Annotated in this window: 18 protein-coding genes; 16 read left to right on the top strand and 2 right to left on the bottom strand. The window is 66.6% G+C overall.

Annotation, left to right across the window (positions count from 1 at the left end; all coding sequences use genetic code 11):
• The first annotated feature begins 73 nt into the window (after window positions 1-73).
• From BLQ74_RS10950 to flhB, 13 genes are all read left to right on the top strand, one after another.
• The gene (locus tag BLQ74_RS10950) at window positions 74-1072 is read left to right on the top strand and encodes an AraC family transcriptional regulator (RefSeq protein WP_090262598.1); all 999 of its coding nucleotides are present in this window, start codon (window positions 74-76) and stop codon (window positions 1070-1072) included.
• A 107-nt stretch (window positions 1073-1179) separates the two neighbouring features.
• Window positions 1180-1485 carry an STAS domain-containing protein gene (locus BLQ74_RS10945; protein WP_090262597.1) on the top strand — a complete coding sequence of 102 codons (306 nt, stop codon included), beginning with the start codon at window positions 1180-1182 and terminating at the stop codon, window positions 1483-1485.
• 13 nt (window positions 1486-1498) lie between these two features.
• Window positions 1499-3199: an ATP-binding SpoIIE family protein phosphatase gene (locus tag BLQ74_RS10940; protein ID WP_090262596.1), complete on the top strand. Its 1701-nt coding sequence runs from the start codon at window positions 1499-1501 to the stop codon at window positions 3197-3199.
• Window positions 3200-3251: 52 nt separating this feature from the next.
• Window positions 3252-3602 carry an Hpt domain-containing protein gene (locus tag BLQ74_RS10935; RefSeq protein WP_090262595.1) on the top strand — a complete coding sequence of 117 codons (351 nt, stop codon included), beginning with the start codon at window positions 3252-3254 and terminating at the stop codon, window positions 3600-3602.
• Window positions 3603-3694: 92 nt separating this feature from the next.
• Window positions 3695-5041, top strand: a complete 1347-nt coding sequence (locus tag BLQ74_RS10930; RefSeq protein WP_090262594.1) for a flagellar hook-length control protein FliK — start codon at window positions 3695-3697, stop codon at window positions 5039-5041.
• A 224-nt stretch (window positions 5042-5265) separates the two neighbouring features.
• Entirely contained in the window at window positions 5266-5784 is a 519-nt protein-coding gene (fliL, locus tag BLQ74_RS10925) for a flagellar basal body-associated protein FliL (RefSeq protein WP_090262593.1), read from the top strand.
• A 9-nt stretch (window positions 5785-5793) separates the two neighbouring features.
• On the top strand, window positions 5794-6765 hold the full coding sequence (gene fliM, locus BLQ74_RS10920; protein WP_090262592.1) for a flagellar motor switch protein FliM: 972 nt from the start codon (window positions 5794-5796) through the stop codon (window positions 6763-6765).
• Window positions 6766-6793: 28 nt separating this feature from the next.
• Window positions 6794-7270 carry a flagellar motor switch protein FliN gene (fliN, locus tag BLQ74_RS10915; protein WP_090262591.1) on the top strand — a complete coding sequence of 159 codons (477 nt, stop codon included), beginning with the start codon at window positions 6794-6796 and terminating at the stop codon, window positions 7268-7270.
• A gap of 2 nt (window positions 7271-7272) precedes the next feature.
• Entirely contained in the window at window positions 7273-7752 is a 480-nt protein-coding gene (fliO, locus tag BLQ74_RS10910) for a flagellar biosynthetic protein FliO (protein WP_090262590.1), read from the top strand.
• The gene (gene fliP / locus BLQ74_RS10905) at window positions 7749-8528 is read left to right on the top strand and encodes a flagellar type III secretion system pore protein FliP (RefSeq protein ID WP_374442302.1); all 780 of its coding nucleotides are present in this window, start codon (window positions 7749-7751) and stop codon (window positions 8526-8528) included. Before fliO ends, fliP begins: the two co-directional genes overlap by 4 nt.
• A 19-nt stretch (window positions 8529-8547) precedes the next feature.
• Window positions 8548-8817, top strand: a complete 270-nt coding sequence (fliQ, locus tag BLQ74_RS10900; RefSeq protein WP_090262589.1) for a flagellar biosynthesis protein FliQ — start codon at window positions 8548-8550, stop codon at window positions 8815-8817.
• Complete coding sequence (fliR, locus tag BLQ74_RS10895; RefSeq protein WP_090262588.1) at window positions 8817-9593, top strand: flagellar biosynthetic protein FliR; 777 nt, start codon at window positions 8817-8819, stop codon at window positions 9591-9593. Before fliQ ends, fliR begins: the two co-directional genes overlap by 1 nt.
• Window positions 9593-10729 carry a flagellar biosynthesis protein FlhB gene (gene flhB, locus BLQ74_RS10890; protein ID WP_090262587.1) on the top strand — a complete coding sequence of 379 codons (1137 nt, stop codon included), beginning with the start codon at window positions 9593-9595 and terminating at the stop codon, window positions 10727-10729. The genes fliR and flhB overlap by 1 nt, the downstream gene beginning before the upstream one ends.
• Window positions 10730-10860: 131 nt before the next feature.
• Here the strand turns inward: flhB and BLQ74_RS10885 are convergent, their stop codons facing one another.
• Both BLQ74_RS10885 and BLQ74_RS10880 read right to left on the bottom strand, forming a co-directional pair.
• Window positions 10861-12114, bottom strand: coding sequence for an OprD family porin (locus BLQ74_RS10885; protein WP_090262586.1), 1254 nt, complete (start codon window positions 12112-12114; stop codon window positions 10861-10863).
• A 311-nt stretch (window positions 12115-12425) separates the two neighbouring features.
• Window positions 12426-13925, bottom strand: coding sequence for an aldehyde dehydrogenase family protein (locus BLQ74_RS10880; protein WP_090262585.1), 1500 nt, complete (start codon window positions 13923-13925; stop codon window positions 12426-12428).
• Between the two features lie 336 nt (window positions 13926-14261).
• Between BLQ74_RS10880 and BLQ74_RS10875 the strand changes: the two genes are divergently transcribed.
• The 3 genes from BLQ74_RS10875 (at window position 14262) to feaR (ending at window position 17422) form a co-directional block, all read left to right on the top strand.
• Window positions 14262-15761: an APC family permease gene (locus BLQ74_RS10875; RefSeq protein WP_090262584.1), complete on the top strand. Its 1500-nt coding sequence runs from the start codon at window positions 14262-14264 to the stop codon at window positions 15759-15761.
• The gene (locus BLQ74_RS10870; RefSeq protein WP_090262583.1) at window positions 15742-16320 is read left to right on the top strand and encodes a DUF3156 family protein; all 579 of its coding nucleotides are present in this window, start codon (window positions 15742-15744) and stop codon (window positions 16318-16320) included. The genes BLQ74_RS10875 and BLQ74_RS10870 overlap by 20 nt, the downstream gene beginning before the upstream one ends.
• Window positions 16321-16474: 154 nt before the next feature.
• Window positions 16475-17422 carry a transcriptional regulator FeaR gene (gene feaR / locus BLQ74_RS10865; RefSeq protein WP_090262582.1) on the top strand — a complete coding sequence of 316 codons (948 nt, stop codon included), beginning with the start codon at window positions 16475-16477 and terminating at the stop codon, window positions 17420-17422.
• Window positions 17423-17428 lie beyond the last annotated feature (6 nt).

Below are 17428 nucleotides of genomic sequence, written 5' to 3'. Positions count from 1 at the left end.
CCTTCCCCGCCATTCCCCGGCCGGGCCTGCGCCTGCAGTCCCGGCGCCACCGCACAGAACAAGAAGAAGCGATATGCCTGAGCGAACAACCCTGTCGAGCTGGGTGCGCGGAATGGTCGAGGCCATCGAACTGGAAGGCCTCGACGGTCGCAGCCTGTTCGCCGAACTGGGACTGGACTACCGCGCCCTCGACGACCCCGACGCGCGCTTCCCGCAGGACGCCATGAGCCGCCTGTGGCAGCGCGCGGTGACGCTCAGCGGCAATCCGGCCATCGCCCTGAACATCGCCCGCGTGCACACCCCGGCGTTTCCCGTGCTGGGGTATGCGCTGATGTCCAGCCGCAACCTCGGCGAGGGACTGGAGCGCCTGGAGCGCTACCAGCGAATCATCGCCGAAGGCGCCGACCTGAGTTTCCGCCGCTTGCCCGAGGGCTGTCTGTTCAGCGTGCAGGTGCATGGCGACCGCCTGCCGCCGCCGCGGCAGAGCGCCGAGTGTTCCCTGGCCAGCCTGATCGCCCTGGTGCGCTGGATCACCGGGCGCCACCTGAAGCCGCTGGAGGTGCGCCTGGCCGGCGAGCCGCCGCTGGATGCCACGCCCTACCAGGCGCTGTTCGAGGCGCCGCTGAGCTTCGGCCACGGGCAGTGCGCGTTGCTCTTCGCCCATGCCGACATGAGCGCCGCGCTGCCCACCGCCAATGCCGAACTGGCGCGCCTGCACGATCGCTTCGCCGGCGACTACCTGGCGCGCTTCGCCAGCAGCCGCTTCAGCCACCAGACGCGCCAGGTGCTGTGCCGCTTGCTGCCGCAGGGTGAACCGCGGCGCGAGGCGGTCGCCGAAGCCTTGCACCTGTCCGAGCGCACCCTGCAGCGACGCCTGCAGGAAGAAGGCAGCAGCTACCAGCAACTGCTCGACGACACGCGCCGCGAACTGGCCGAACAGTACCTGGCGACACCGCACATGACCCTGCTGGAAATCGCCTACCTGCTCGGCTTCTCCGAGCCGAGCAATTTCTTCCGTGCCTTCCGCCGCTGGTTCGGAGTGACGCCGGGCGAGTACCGCGAGCGCTTGTAGCGGCCGGCGCCGAGCGCTGTCCGCCTGCCGCCGAAGTTGCTGGGCGGCGGACAAGCTGCTAAATCTTCCTCCCCAGACGCGCAGTCCTATCAGTAGGGAGACATCCAGTGGCCATCACTTCCGTTCCATCCGCCGACGGGCAGGAGTTGACCATCGTCGTCCAGGGCCGCTTCGATTTCGGCGCGCACCAGGAATTCCGCAACGCCTACGAACGCCAGGACATCACCCCCAAGCGCTATGTGGTCGACCTCAAGGGCGCCACCTACCTGGACAGCTCGGCGCTGGGCATGTTGCTGCTGTTGCGCGACCACGCCGGAGGCGAACAGGCGCGGATCAGCCTGGTGCAGTGCAGCCCGGACGTCCGCAAGATCCTTTCCATTTCCAACTTCGAACAACTCTTCCAGATCAGCTGAGCCGCGACCGGCCATGGCGAACTTCCTGACGGTGCTGATCGCCGACGACAACGCTGCCGACCGGCTGTTGCTCTCGACCATCGTCAGCCGCCAGGGCCATCGGGTGCTGACCGCCGCCAATGGCCTGGAGGCCTTGGCCCTGTTCGACCAGGAGCGTCCGCAACTGGTGCTGATGGACGCACTGATGCCGGTGATGGACGGCTTCGAGGCGGCGCGGCGTATCCGTAGCCTGGCCGGCGAGGAGCTGGTGCCGATCATCTTCCTCACCTCGCTGAGCGAGACCGAGGCGCTGGTGCAGAGCCTGGAGGCGGGCGGCGACGACTTTCTCTCCAAGCCCTACAACCGCGTCATCCTCGAAGCCAAGATCCGTGCCATGGGCCGCCTGCACCATTTGCAGCGCGAGGTCCTCGAACAGCGCGACCTGATCGCCCGGCACAACGAGCACCTGCTCAACGAACAGCGGGTGGCCAAGGCGGTGTTCGACAAGGTGGCGCATTCCGGCTGCCTCAACGCGCCGAACATCCGTTACCTGCAATCGCCGTTCGCGCTGTTCAACGGCGACCTGCTGCTGGCCGCCTACAAGCCATCCGGCGGCATGCACGTGCTGCTCGGTGACTTCACCGGCCACGGCCTGCCGGCGGCCATCGGCGCCATGCCGCTGGCCGAGGTGTTCTACGGCATGACCGCCAAGGGATACCCGATCGCCGACATCCTCCGCGAGATGAATGCCAAGCTGAAACGCATCCTGCCGCTGGGGGTGTTCTGCTGCGCGACCATGCTCAACCTGAGCTTCCAGCGCGGCATGCTGGAGGTGTGGAATGGCGGCCTGCCGGACGGCTACCTGTTCCGCCACGACGGCACGTTGCTGCCGCTGGTGTCGCGCCATCTGCCACTGGGCATCCTCGAATCCAGCGCCTTCGACGAGCGCTGCGAGGTTTTCCCCATGGAAGACGGCGACCGCGTGCTGCTCTTCTCCGACGGCGTGCTGGAGGCGCGCAATACCCAGGGCGAGATGTTCGGCGAACAGCGTCTGCGCCAGGTCTTCGCCCGGCATGCCGGCGGTTCGCGGCTGTTCGACGACATCCAGGCGACGCTGTCGCGTTTCCGTGGCGAGGCCCAGGACGACCTGAGCATGCTGGAAATCGCCCTGGTGCCGGATGCCAGCCTGCAACGCCCGCCGCTGGCGTTCTCCGACGCCGGCTTGAACGGCCCGCAGGACTGGTCGAGCAGTTTCGAGTTCCGCGCGCCGACCCTGCGGCATTTCAATCCCTTGCCCTTCCTGCTCCAACTGCTCATGGAAGTGCATGACCTGCGGCCGCGCGGCGGCGCGCTCTACACGGTCTTGGCCGAACTCTATTCCAACGCCCTGGAGCATGGCCTGATGGGCCTGGACTCCCGCCTGAAATGCGACGCGGAGGGCTTCGCCCGCTATTACGCCGAGCGCCGCGAGCGCCTGCAGAACCTCAGCCATGGCTTCGTGCGCTTCCACCTCGACCTGGCGCCCCACGGTGACGGGGGGCGCCTGTTGCTGCGGGTCGAGGACAGCGGCGACGGCTTCGACGTCGGCGCCGTGCTGCAGGCCCAGGCGCAATGCCCGGGACCCGGCTTCAGCGGGCGCGGCCTGACCCTGGTGCGGCAGCTCGCCGACCGCTGCCAATGGTCGGCGGACGGCAAATCGGTATCCGTGGAGTTTTTCTGGTCCGCTCAGGCATAATCCGCCGTTCTCGCGCGCCGGCCCAGGCGCCGGGCGGCCAGGGAGTGAGCGAATGTCCGAGGTGCATCTCGACGATGCCGCGTTGAACGCCTTGCGCGATGTGATGGCGGAGGAGTATCCGCTGTTGCTGGAGACCTTCATCAGCGACTCCGAGGAGCGCCTGCGCAGCTTGCGCGAGGCCCTCGCCAATGCCGACAGCCAGGCACTGCGCCACGCCGCGCACAGCTTCAAGGGCAGTTGCGGCAACATGGGCGCGCAGATCCTGGCCGGCCTCTGCAAGCAGCTCGAAGAATCCGCCCGCCAGACCGACCTACCCCATGCGGAAGCGCTGGTGGAGCAGGTCGAGCGCGAATTCGCCATCGTCCGCATTCTCCTCAAGCAGCAGCGCCACCCGCGTCGCTAGGGGCTCGCGCGGGTTTTCCCGCGGTCGTCGAGGAAACTGGCCCGTCCCTTGCTATCTCCGTAGTGGTTACTCAATACGAACGGAGAGTTCCGATGGCTGTCGCCCCGGATATTTTGTTGTCGCCGACCCCCGCGCCGAGCCCCAGGGCGACCCCGTCCAAGGCTGCGCAGGATTCGGCGAATGCCACGAACGACAAGGGTTCCAGCTTCGCCGACGTGTATGCGCAGGAGAGCCGGCCGGCCTCCACCGAGCGCCCGGCGAACAGCGCCAAGCCGGCTCGCGACAAGGGCAAGCCGCAGCAGGACAAGGACACCACGGACAGCGCGTCGGCGCCGCCGCCGGCCGCTGACCAGCCAAAGGTTGCCGAAGGCGGCAAGGCATTGCCGGCCGATGGGCAGGACAAGCCGGCCAGCGCCGACGACAAGCCCGCCGACAGTCTCGATCCCTTGTTGGCCTTGGGGCTCGGCAGCCCGTTGCCGGCCAGCGCCGCCAGCGCCTCGACGGCGCCCGCCGCGACCGGGCAAAGCCAGCCGGGCGCGGCGGCGAGCGATGGCGACTTGCTCAAGCTCAACCAGGCCCAGGGGGTGAACCTGCTCTCGGTCGCCGGCGCGCCGGACGCCACGCCAGCGTTGCAACTGCAACTACAGGCGCAGGTGCAGGGGGTAGGGCAGGCGCAGGGGCAAGCCGATACCGCGACGGCGGCCAAGCTGGTCGACAAGCTCGGCGATGGCCATGCCAAGACCGACATGGCGAGCCTGCTGGCCGGGCTGAGCAGCGGGCAGGAATTGCAGAGCGCCGACGGCAAGGCGCTCGACACCAGCCTGCAGGCCAGCGCCGAGCTGGCCCAGCAGTTGCCGGAGAAGGCCGTCGACAGCAAGAGCGAGAATCGCAATGAGGCCTTCGCCAACAAACTGGAAGCCCTGACCCAGGCGCTCAATGGCACCCAGCAGAGCCTCACCAGCCGTCCGGTCAACGCCCTGGTGCCCGGCCAGCCGGTGTCCGTGCAGCAGAGCGGCTGGACCGACGCGGTGGTCGACCGGGTGATGTGGATGTCCAGCCAGAACCTGAAGTCGGCGGATATCCAGATGGAGCCGGCCGACCTGGGGCGCGTGGAAGTGCGCATCCACATGGCCAGCGACCAGACCCAGGTGACCTTCGCCAGCGCCAACGCCGGCGTGCGCGAGGCCCTGGAAAGCCAGCAGCACCGCTTGCGCGACATGTTCAGCCAGCAGGGCATGAACCAGGTCAACGTCAACGTCTCCGACCAGTCCCTGGCGCGTGGCTGGCAGGGCCAGCAGCAGGGCGGCAACGCGCGTGGCGGCGGCAATGCGGCGACTGGCCGCGACGCTGCGGACGACGAGCCGTTGATCAGCGGTGTCAGCGAAATCCGCAGCCGGCCGCAGGTGGGCGGCCTGGGCATGGTGGACTACTACGCCTGATCCCCGCCGGACGCCGGTCCAGCGCAGCTCGACCTGCGCCGATGCGAGCATGAACGGCTCCCGCCCGGGAGCCGTTCATCGCGAGCTTTTCTCGCTCTCCCCCGTGACTTCCTCCCGCCAGTCTGTAATATCCGCCGCGGCGGTCAGCTATTTGTGAGCTGGCACAGCCCTTGCTCCTGTTCCAGGTGACAGGCATCGGACCGCTCAAGCGACGGATTTTTGGCATGGCAAAGAACGATCAGACGACCTCTCCACCCGCCGAGGGTGGCTCCGGCAAGAGCCGAATGAAGCTCATCATCCTGCTGGCGGTGGCCTTCCTGGTGGCGGTGGGGCTGTCGGTGGGCGGCACCTGGTTCTTCCTCAGCCGCAACGCCAAGCCGGCGGAGAGCGCGCCGGCCGAAGCCGATGCGCACCCGGGCAAGAAGGAGGCGCTCTACGAAGTGCTGGCGCCGTCCTTCGTGGTCAACTTCAACCAGGGCGGGCGGCAGCGCTACCTGCAGGTTTCGGTGGCCCTGATGGGCCGCGACCAGGCGCAACTGGATGCGCTCAAGGAGCAGATGCCGTTGGTCCGCAATCAGTTCGTCATGCTGTTTTCCAGTCAGAATTTCGATTCGCTGGTGACGCCAGTCGGCAAGGAAATGCTGCGCCAGCAGGCCACCGCCAGCATCCAGGCGCTGGCGAAGAAGGCCACCGGCCAGTTGGCCGTCGAACAAGTGCTTTTCACCAACTTCGTACTGCAGTAGGTAACGCGCATGGCCGTGCAAGATCTGCTTTCCCAGGATGAAATCGACGCGCTTCTGCACGGCGTGGACGATGGCCTGGTCGAGACGGAAGCCGAGGTCGAACCCGGCGCGGTCAAGTCCTATGACCTGACCAGCCAGGACCGCATCGTCCGGGGCCGCATGCCGACCCTGGAGATGATCAACGAGCGCTTCGCCCGCTACACCCGCATCAGCATGTTCAACCTGCTGCGCCGCTCCGCCGACGTCGCCGTGGGCGGCGTGCAGGTGATGAAGTTCGGCGAATACGTGCATTCGCTGTATGTGCCGACCAGCCTCAACCTGGTGAAGATGAAACCGTTGCGCGGCACCGCGCTGTTCATCCTCGACGCCAAGCTGGTGTTCAAGCTGGTGGACAACTTCTTCGGCGGCGATGGCCGCCACGCCAAGATCGAGGGCCGTGAGTTCACCCCCACCGAGTTGCGCGTGGTGCGCATGGTCATCGAGCAGGCCTTCGTCGACCTCGCCGAGGCCTGGAGCGCGGTCATGCCGATCGCCTTCGAGTACGTCAACTCGGAAGTGAACCCGGCCATGGCCAACATCGTCAGCCCCAGCGAAGTGGTGGTGGTGTCGACGTTCCACATCGAGCTGGACGGCGGCGGCGGCGACCTGCACATCACTCTGCCGTACTCGATGATCGAGCCCATCCGCGAGATGCTCGACGCCGGCTTCCAGTCCGATCTCGACGATCAGGACGAGCGCTGGGTCAACGCGCTGCGCGAGGATATCCTCGACGTCAATGTGCCGGTGGACGCCACCGTGGTGCGTCGCCAGCTGCGCCTGCGCGACATCCTGCACATGCAGCCGGGCGACGTGATCCCGGTGGAGATGCCGGAGCACATGATCCTGCGCGCCAATGGCGTGCCTTCCTTCAAGGTCAAGCTGGGTTCGCACAAGGGCAACCTGGCCTTCCAGATTCTCGAACCGCTCGAGCGTCCGCGCTGAGCGCAGCTACATAGAGGACAGATTCACCATGGCAGACGAAGAGAACGTGACTCCCGAGGAACAGGCGCTGGCCGACGAGTGGGCCGCGGCGCTGTCCGAGGCGGGCGACGCCAGTCAGGACGATATCGACGCCCTCATGGCCGGCAATGCCGCCCCCGCCGCCCCCGCCGCGCCGGTCGCGCCGCGCGCGCCCATGGAGGAGTTCGGCATGTCGCCCAAGGCGCCGACCATCGCCGGCCTGGAAGGCCCGAACCTGGATGTGATCCTGGACATTCCGGTGACCATCTCCATGGAAGTCGGGCACACCGACATCAACATCCGCAACCTGCTGCAGCTCAACCAGGGGTCGGTGATCGAACTCGACCGCCTGGCCGGCGAACCGCTGGATGTGATGGTCAACGGCACCCTGATCGCCCATGGCGAGGTGGTGGTGGTGAACGAGAAGTTCGGCATCCGCCTCACCGATGTGATCAGCCCCAGCGAACGCATCAAGAAGCTGCGCTGACCATGGCCCGTCTGCTCGCGCTGTTCCTTGCCCTGCCGCTGGCCGGGCTGCCGCTCTTCGCCGGCGCCGAAGAAGAAGCCGCCGTCGCTCCGGCGCCGGCCATCGTGCATGCCAGCGCCTCGCCCAGCCTGATTACCGGCAGCGCCGGCACGCAACTGCTGCAACTGTTGTTCGGCCTGGTGCTGGTGGTGGCGCTGATTTTCCTGCTCGCCTGGCTGGTGCGGCGCATGCAGCAGATCGGCCCGCGCAGCAACCAGGCGATCAAGCTGGTGGCCAGCCAGGCGCTGAGTCCGCGCGACCGCCTGGTGCTGGTGCAGGTCGGCGAGGAGCAGATCCTCCTCGGCCTGACGCCGGGGCGCATCACCCCGCTGCACGTGCTCAAGGAGCCGGTGCGCAGCACGGAGCCGGTGGAGCCGGCGACGCCGGAGTTCGCCCAGCGCCTGCTGGAGCTGCTGAACAAGGACAAGGGCCGCCCGCAATGAGTTTCCGCGCTGTACTGGAGGCCCTGCGCCGCTGCCTGCCGCTGGCCCTCGGCCTGCTCGCGCTGGGCATGCCCCAGGCCTTCGCCGCCGACCCCACGTCGATCCCGGCGATCACCGTGACCACCAACGGCCAGGGCCAGCAGGAGTACACGGTCAGCCTGCAGATCCTGCTGATCATGACCGCGCTGAGCTTCATCCCGGCGTTCGTCATGCTGATGACCAGCTTCACCCGGATCATCATCGTCTTCTCCATCCTGCGTCAGGCCCTCGGCCTGCAGAGCACGCCGTCGAACCAGGTGATGGTCGGTCTGGCGCTGTTCCTCACGCTGTTCGTCATGGCCCCGGTGTTCGACAAGATCAACAGCAGCGCGCTGCAGCCGTACCTCAACGAGCAGATTCCGGCGCAGGAGGCGGTGAGCCGCGCCGAGGTGCCGCTGAAGGCCTTCATGCTGGCGCAGACCCGGCAGTCGGACCTCGACCTGTTCGTGCGCCTGTCCAAGCGCACCGACATCCCGCGCGCCGATGCGACGCCCATGACCATCCTGGTGCCGGCCTTCGTCACCTCGGAGCTGAAGACCGCTTTCCAGATCGGCTTCATGATCTTCATTCCCTTCCTGATCATCGACCTGGTGGTATCCAGCGTGCTGATGGCGATGGGTATGATGATGCTGTCGCCGCTGATCATTTCCCTGCCGTTCAAGCTCATGCTGTTCGTCCTGGTGGACGGCTGGGCGCTGATCATCGGCACCCTGGCCGGTAGCTTCGGCACCGTGTAACCGCAGAGGAGGGTGCGCCATGACCCCGGAAGTTGCCGTCGACCTGTTCCGCCAGGCGCTCTGGCTGACCGCCATGATGGTCGCCATCCTGGTGCTGCCGAGCCTGTTGGTGGGCCTGGTGGTGGCGATGTTCCAGGCCGCCACGCAGATCAACGAGCAGACCCTGAGCTTCCTGCCGCGCCTGCTGGTGGTGCTGGTCACCCTGATCGTCCTCGGCCCCTGGCTGCTGCGTGAACTGATGGAGTACACGCAGAACCTGATTACCAGTATTCCGACGCTGATCGGCTGATGTTCGAACTGAGCAACGCCCAGATCGGCGGCTGGATCTCCAGCTTCATCCTGCCGCTGTTCCGCATCGGCGCCCTGCTGATGACCATGCCGCTGTTCAGCACCCAGATGGTTCCGGCGCGGGTACGTCTGTACCTGGCCCTGGCCATCAGCGTGGTGCTGGTGCCGAACCTGCCGCCGATGCCGCAGGTGGATGCGCTGAGCCTGCGCAGCATGCTGCTGATCGGCGAGCAGATCCTCATCGGCGCCATGCTCGGCTTCACCTTGCAACTGATGTTCCATGCCTTCGTGGTCGCCGGGCAGTTGCTGTCGATGCAGATGGGCCTGGGTTTCGCCTCCACCGTCGATCCCACCAACGGTGTCTCGGTGCCGGTGATGGGGCAGTTCTTCAGCATGCTGGTGACCCTGCTGTTCCTCGCCATGAATGGCCACCTGGTGGTCTTCGAGGTGATCGCCGAGAGTTTCGTGACCCTGCCGGTGGGGCAGGGGCTGTCCGCCGAGCATTTGTATACCGTGGCCGGCAAGCTCGGCTGGGTGCTCGGCGCCGGCCTGCTCATCGCCTTGCCGGCGATCACCGCGCTGCTGGTGATCAACCTGGCCTTCGGCGCCATGACCCGCGCCGCGCCGCAACTGAACATCTTCTCCATCGGCTTCCCGCTGACCCTGGTGATGGGCTTCGTCATCATCTGGATCGGCACCGCCGAGATCCTCTCGCAGTACCAGTCCCTCGCTGGCGAAGGACTGCGACTGCTCCGTGAATTGGCGGGAGCGCGCTGATGGCGGAAAGCGAGAGCGGTCAGGACAAGACAGAGGAACCCACAGAGAAACGGCGCCGAGAGGCGCGCGAGAAAGGCCAGCTGCCGCGCTCCAAGGAGCTCAACACCCTGGCGGTGCTGATCGCCGGTTCGGCGGCGTTGCTGAACTACGGCGCCGGCCTGGCCGTTGACCTGATCCGGGTGATGCGCGGCAGTTTCGATCTGTCCCGCGAGACGCTGATGAACAGCGACAGCATGCTGCAACTGGTCGGCGCCGCCGTGCGCACCGCCGGCGAAGGGCTCTGGCCGATCCTGCTGATCCTGCTGCTGGCGTCGATCATCGGTCCCATCGCCCTCGGCGGCTGGCTGTTCTCCGCTGAAGCCCTGGCCCCCAAGTTCAGCCGGCTCAACCCGCTGGAAGGGGTCAAGCGGATGTTCTCCAGCAAGTCGCTGCTGGAGCTGTTCAAGGCCCTGGTGAAATTCCTCGTGGTGCTGGTGGTGGCCCTGCTGGTGCTGCAATCGGACCGGCAAGCGCTGCTGGCGCTGATCCACGAACCGCTGGAGACCGCCATCCTGCACAGCGTCCAGGTGATTGGCTGGAGCGCCTTCTGGATGGCCTGCAGCCTGTTGCTGATCGCCGCGGTGGACGTGCCCTACCAGCTCTGGGACAACCGCCAGAAGCTGCTGATGACCAAGCAGGAAGTGCGCGACGAGTACAAGGACTCCGAAGGCAAGCCGGAAGTGAAGGCCAAGGTCCGCCGCCTGCAGCGCGAAATGGCGCAGCGGCGGATGATGCAGGCGGTGCCCGATGCCGACGTGGTCATCACCAACCCGACGCACTTCGCCGTGGCCCTGAAGTATGACCCGCAGTCCGGCGGCGCGCCCAAGCTGCTGGCCAAGGGCAACGACTTCCTCGCCCTGAAGATTCGCGAGGTCGCCCAGGAGAACAAGATCACGGTGCTGGAATCACCGGCACTGGCGCGCGCGGTCTACTACTCCACCGAACTGGACCAGGAAATCCCCGCCGGCCTCTACCTCGCCGTGGCCCAGGTGCTGGCCTACGTCTACCAGCTCAAGCAATACCGCGCCGGCAAGGGCAAACGCCCCGGCCCGATGCCCGACGTACCGATTCCGCCGGATCTGCGTCGCGACGAGTGAGAGGCGAATCCAACCTTGGCTGTTCCGTGTGGCTGCTGGTCGTTGCCCGTGGCGGTTGCCTCTCCCTGGAAACGCTGCGCACTCGACAGTGCTCGCGCCAGGCCGGCCGCTCTGTTCTTCGCTTGCGTCGCTCACCAGAACTTGAAGCTGTAATTGACGATGAACCGGTTCTCGTCCATGTCCGCGCCGTAGCGGCTGCGCACGCTGACGTTGCGCCATTTCAGCGCCAGGTCCTTCAGCGGTCCGCTCTGCACCACATAGGCGAGGTCGGTGTCGCGCTCCCATTCGGCGCCGTTCGCCAGTCCGTTGCCGCGCTGGATGTCGTCGCCGTGGGCGTAGCGGCTCATCAGCGCCAGGCCGGGGACGCCAAGGGCGGCGAAGTCGTAGTCGTAGCGCAGTTGCCAGGACTTCTCGCCGGCCTGGGTGAAGGTCTGGATGGTCATCAGGTTGTGCGAGTAGGGCGGGGTGTAGCCGTTCAGGGTGGGGAAGGGGTCGTCACCCATCATCTTCTGGTAGGCGACGCCGAATGCATGGGCGCCGGCCTTCAGTGTGAGCATGGCGTTGAAGTTGCGGTTGTCCACCGGGCCGGAGATCGCCTGGCCGTCGTCGCTGCTGTCGAAATAGCGCAGATCGCTGCGCAGCGATAGGTCCTTGGCCAGCGGCAACGTATGCACCAGGCCGACATAGTGCTGCTGGTAGATGTCCTTGAGTTCGCCATAGAAGTAGCTGGCGCTGAGGTTCGGGGTGAGCGCGTAGGTGGCGCCGCCGAGGTTGAATTCGTCGCTGGCGAAGGCTTTGCTGCGGCCCATGATGTACATGTCGTCGCTGCCGGCGGACTCGCGGGTGCGCGATTTCCATAGTTGGCCGGCGGTGAGGCTCAGGTGCTCGATCTCGTTGGAGGTCAGCAGGGCGCCGTCGAAGGTCTGTGGCAGCAACCGGGTGTCGTCGCGGAACACCACCGGTAACTGCGGTTGCAGCAGGCCGACGTTCAACTGGCTCTTCGAGTAGCGCAACTTGGCGGTCAACCCGGCGTGGCTGTAGTCATCCACCGGCTCGCGTGTTTGCGGGCTGAAGGGCAGGGTGCCGTCGCCGCTACGCCCGGCACCGGAGTCGAGCTTGACCCCGAGCAGCCCGGTGGCGTCCAGGCCGAAACCCAGCGGGCCCTCGGTGAAGCCCGATTGCAGGCGCAGGACGAAGGCCTGCGACCAGCTGCCGGCCTGGGATTGCGTGGCGTTGTCCTGGCGGTAGTCGCGCAGTTGGTAGAAGTTGCGCAGGTCGAGGTTGGCGCTGCTGTCGTTGCTGAAATCCGCGTGGGCGTCGGGCGCCAGCAGCGGCGTAGCCAGCAGGCAGCAGCCCAGCAGCTGCGGTGCGAGGGTTCTGGACATGGAGGACTTCCCGTTTTGTTCTTGTTTTCCGGCGTCATGGGTGCCGGCGGCGGGAAGGTTTTACCACATGATTAACTTGTTAATGAAGCGCTGGCGTGGGCATTGAAAGCCGGTGGCTGATCCCATAGCCCGCTTCGCTGCTTGATTAATCTGATATCTGATTGATTTTGATGATTTTATGTTTTGATGGTGGGCGTGTTGACGGACGCCATTGACGGGCTTTTCCTACTGTACCTGTCAGTCGTTTCTGAGATTTTTAATCTGTTAACCAAGCGGCGGCCTCCCCGGCGTCGGGGAGGCCGCCGCGGCCGTCAGTAGGTGATGCAGACCGACTTGAGTTCGGTGAAGCCTTCGATCGCGGCGCGGCCGAACTCGCGGCCGATGCCGGATTGCTTGTAGCCACCGAACGGCAGGTTGGGGTCCAGCGGCACATGGTTGTTGACCCAGACGGTGCCCGCCTGGATGCGCGGGATCAGGTCCATGACCCGGCCGAGGTCGTTGCTCCAGATGCTCGCCGCCAGGCCGTTGGGGTTGTCGTTGATCCGCTCCACGGCAGTATCCAGGTCGTCATAGCGCAGCACCGACAGCACCGGCCCGAAGATTTCCTCGCGGGCGCAGTCCATGCCCGGCTCGACGTCCGCCAGCACGGTCGGCTCGACGAAGTAGCCGGGCCGCTCCGGCCGTGCGCCGCCGCAATGCACGCGCGCGCCCTGCTCGCGGGCGCGGGCCAGGTGGCCGAGCACGCTGTCCTGCTGACGCCGCGAGACCAGCGGGTTGATCTGCGCCTGCGGGTCCATGCCGGCGCCGATCTTCAGCGCCGCGACCTGGGCGCCGAGCCGTTCGACGAAATCGTCGTAGCGGCTGGCGTGCACGAAGAAGCGCGAGGCCGCCGCGCACACCTGTCCCTGGTTCAGCAGGCCACCGCCGATGGCGCCGGCCACCGCCTTGTCCAGATCGGCGTCGGGCAACACCAGCATGGGGTTCTTGCCGCCCAGTTCGAGGGTGAAGCGCGTCATGTTCTGCAGAGCGGCGGCGCCGACCTGCTTGCCCACCGCGGTGGAGCCGGTGAAGGACACCTTGTTCACCAGCGGATGGGCGATCAGCGCCGCGCCCGCCACCGAGCCCTGGCCCAGGAGGACGTTGAAGACGCCGGCGGGGATGCCCGCCTGGATCGCCAGTTCGGCCAGGCGCAGCACGGTCAGCGGCGTCTCGTCGGCCGGCTTGATGATGATGGTGCAGCCGCAGGCCAGGGCCGGCATGACTTTCCACAGGGCGATCATCATCGGGAAGTTCCACGGCACTATGCCGGCCACCACCCCGGCCGGTTCGCGCCGGGTGTAGGCGTTGAAGCGCGCGCCGGCGGGCATCGGCATGGACACGTCGAGGGTCTGGCCTTCGATCTTGGTGGCCCAGCCGGCCATGTAGCGCATGTAGTTGAGCGTGGCGCCCACCTCGATGGCGCGGGCGATGTGGATCGATTTGCCCTGGTTGAGGCTTTCCAGCTGCGCCAGTTCTTCGCTGTGCTGTTCCACCAGGTCGGCGAAGCGCAGCAGGAGGCGTTCGCGCTCGGCCGGCGTCAGCCCGCTCCAGATGCCGGAGCGGAAGGCGCGGTGCGCCGACTGGACGATGGCCTCGACCTGGGCGAGGTCGGCCAGGCGGGTTTCGCTCAGCGCAGTGTCGTCTGCCGGGTTGCGCAGCGTGCGCCGGGTCTCGCCGCCGGGCAGGCGTTGTTCGCCGTCGATGAAGGAGGCGTGGCTGCGGGCCAGGAAGGCCTCGACGCTGGCGAGGGGCTGGATCAGGGGGCTGGTCATGCTCGGCTCCTGGAGTGCATGGATGTCGACCCAGGCTATCCACGCCGGGCGCGCGCCGCTTGTCTCTGCCTGCCAGCCGCGCATGACCCGGATTGCCGGACATGGCAGCCAGCGACAAATACCCCGGCAACCCTGGGCAAGACGCCAGCCGGTGGCGGGCGCAGAGTGGCAGGCAAGGTTCACCGGGCCGCGCCCTGCGCGCGGCCCCTCAGCGGACGGGAACGGTGGACGGCGGCCAGCCAGTAGAACAACAGGCCGTGCGGTCGTAACGGGGGCGCGGCCCCCTTGAATGCCTAAGCCACAAGAAACGAAAACAACTGCTTAGAGGCTCCCAAGATGTCGATCAATCAACAGCTCAGCGCGCATTTGAACCGCGGCTCGGTCGGTTTTCCCACCGCCCTGGCCAGTACCATCGGGCTGATCATGGCCAGCCCGGTCATCCTCACCGCCACCATGGGCTTCGGCATCGGCGGCAGCGCCTTCGCCGCGGCCATGCTGATCGCCATGCTGATGATGCTGGCGCAGTCGACCACCTTCGCCGAGGCGGCCTCGATCCTGCCCACCACCGGCTCGGTGTACGACTACATCTCCTGCGGCATGGGGCGCTTCTTCGCGATCACCGGCACCATCGCCGCCTACCTGATCGTGCATGTCTTCGCCGGCACCGCCGAGACCATCCTCTCCGGGGTCATGGCGCTGGTTAACTTCGAGCACCTCAACACCCTCGCCGAGTCCGCCGGCGGCTCCTGGCTGCTCGGCGTCGGCTTCGTGGTGGTGTTCGGCATCCTCAACGTGTTCGGCGTCGATGCCTTTGGCAAGGCCGAGGTGGTGCTGACCTTCGGCATGTGGACGACGCTGATGGTGTTCGGCGTGCTCGGCCTGTTCGCCGCGCCGGCGGTGCAACTGGACGGCTGGTTCGGCGCCTCGCTGGTCGGCACCGATCTGCAGACCATCCTCTCGCTGGTGGGCATGGCCATGTTCATGTTCGTCGGCTGCGAATTCGTCACCCCGCTGGCTCCGGACCTGCGCCATTCGGCCAAAGTGATGCCGCGCGCCATGGCCCTCGGCCTGTTCGGCGTGGCCGCCTGCATGTTCATCTACGGCGCGGCGATGAAGCGCCAGGTGGAGAACGTCCTGCTCGACCCCGCGGCCGGCCTGCATCTGCTCGACACGCCCATGGCCATTCCGAAATTCGCCGAGCAGGTGATGGGGCAGATCGGGCCGATCTGGCTGGGCATCGGTTTCCTCTTCGCCGGTGCCGCCACCATCAACACCTTGATGGCCGGCGTGCCGCGCATCATGTACGGCATGGCAGTGGACGGCGCGCTGCCGAAGGTCTTCGCCTACCTGCACCCGCGCTTCAAGACCCCGGTGCTGTGCATCCTGGTGGCGGTGCTGATTCCCTGCCTGCACGCCCTGTGGCTGCGCGGCAACACCGACCACATCATGAATCTGGTGCTGGCCGCGGTCTGCGCCTGGAGCCTCGCCTACCTGCTGGTGACCCTGTCGGTGGTCAGCCTGCGCCTGCGCCGCCCGGACCTGCCCCGCGCCTATCGCTCGCCCTGGTTCCCGTTGCCGCAGATCGTCTCCAGCGTCGGCATCCTCATCGGCATGTGGTACATCACCCCGCCGGGCATGAACCCCAGCGACATCTACGTGCCCTTCGCCGTGATGCTCGGCCTCACCGCCGCCTACGCGCTGGTCTGGACCCTGCTGGTGCAGCGGGTCAATCCGTTCCGCCCGGTGCCGGTGGAGGAGGTGCTGGAGAAGGAATTCCGCAGCGAGCCGGGCATCCATTCCAGCGAGCTTTACGACCATGTTTGCAAAGCTGTGTGAGTGGTTCGGCCGGGCGCCGTCCGGCTACCGTCCGGGGGTGACCCTGGAGCAGGCCCGGCGCAACCTCGCCGGGCTGACCTTCCAGGCCCTGGCGCCCGGCCTCGGGCGCTTCGGCACGGTCGACGGCGGCCTCGTCTTCGAACTCCACGAGCGGCCCCTGGCGCAGTTCCTCATGCACCTGGTGCTGACCGAGTTCGTCCTCGAACGGCCCGCGCTCGACGCCGCCGAGGCGCGCTTCGAGCTGCGCCACAGCGGTGCCTTGCGCCGCCAGGGCCTGGTCTGCCGGCAGCGCGCCGGCGATCCGGCCCTCGGCGCGCGCCTGGCCGAACGCCTGGGCGCCGATGCGCACCTGCAGCAGGCCTTGCTGCCGCTGGACTTCAAGCGCCTGCGCCTGGAGCGCGGCGCCGGCCGCTGGCGCGTCCGCCTGGAGCACATGGGCGCCAGCGAGGTGGTCAATCGCATGCCCAGCTTCCGCCGCTATGTGCAGTTGAGCCGCGAGCAGCGCGACTACCTGCTGAGGGCGCTGTTCCATTTGCAGCGGCTGTTGGGCGACCTCTGAGAGCGGCCTAGCCGCTCTTTTTTCATTCACAGATTACTCATCGTCCCTGGCATGCGGGCTGCATGAATGGCGGCTATCCGAATCCCGTTGCGTGCAGATGGATAAGATGTTAACTGTTCGCCAACAAAAACAATGCCACCCCACGGAGGTGCGTATGCAAGCTCGTCAAGCGGCTCAGGCCGGGCTGGAAGGCTGGAGCGCGGCCTTGCGTTCGATCTGCGGTCAGTTCGAAACCCAGTTGGCGTTCAGCCGCTCCCTGTTCATTGGTGAGATTTCCGCGCAGTCGCACTCCGGCCTCACCATGGCGCACCTGCGCACCAATGCCGGACTGATCGCGCGCAACCGCCTCAATACCGACCGTGACGATGACCGCCATTGTTTCCTGATCAGCCAGCGCAGCGGCTTTTCGCAGATTTCCCAGAACGGCGTGAATATCCAGCTCTCGCCCGGCGAACTGCTGCTGATGGACTCCATCGGCAGTTGCGAGATCACCCCCTTCGGCCTCATCGAACATGCTTCGCTGCACCTGCCGCGCGAAGCGGTGGACAAGGTCCTGCCCGGGCAGCGCAAGTTCGGCAAGGTGTCTTCTGCCTGCGCCAGCGGGCGCATGCTGCACCTGCTGGTCGACCAGCTCTGCCGCGAGCCCGAAGGCCACAACGCCAATGAGGAGCGCGCCGCCCTGGAGAGCGCCATCATCGCCCTGCTGGCGCCCGCGCTGGCTCGGGCCGGCGATGACGGCGGCGTTGCCGAGGCGCTGCAGGGTTCCAACCTGCGCAGCTATGTGCAGAAGATCATCGACGAGTCGCTGACCCAGCCCAACCTCAGCCCGCTGAACCTGGCGCAACGCCTGGACATCTCGGTGCGCCACCTCTACCGGCTGTTCGAGGAGCAGGGCGACAGCGTCTGCCGCTACATCCAGCGCGCCCGCCTGCAGCGCAGCGCCGACGACCTGTCCAACCCCGTCCTCAAGGGCGAATCGATCACCGCGATCGCCTACAAATGGGGCTTCACCGACTCGGCGCACTTCAGCCGTGCCTTCAAGAAGCACTTCGAGCGCTCGCCCAAGGACTATCGCGCCAGCGCCCTGCAGGGCGTGGCCTGAGCGCTG

It is taken from the genome of Pseudomonas panipatensis (assembly GCF_900099785.1).
Lineage (GTDB): Bacteria > Pseudomonadota > Gammaproteobacteria > Pseudomonadales > Pseudomonadaceae > Pseudomonas > Pseudomonas panipatensis.
This window is presented reverse-complemented; position numbering and strand designations above follow the sequence as displayed.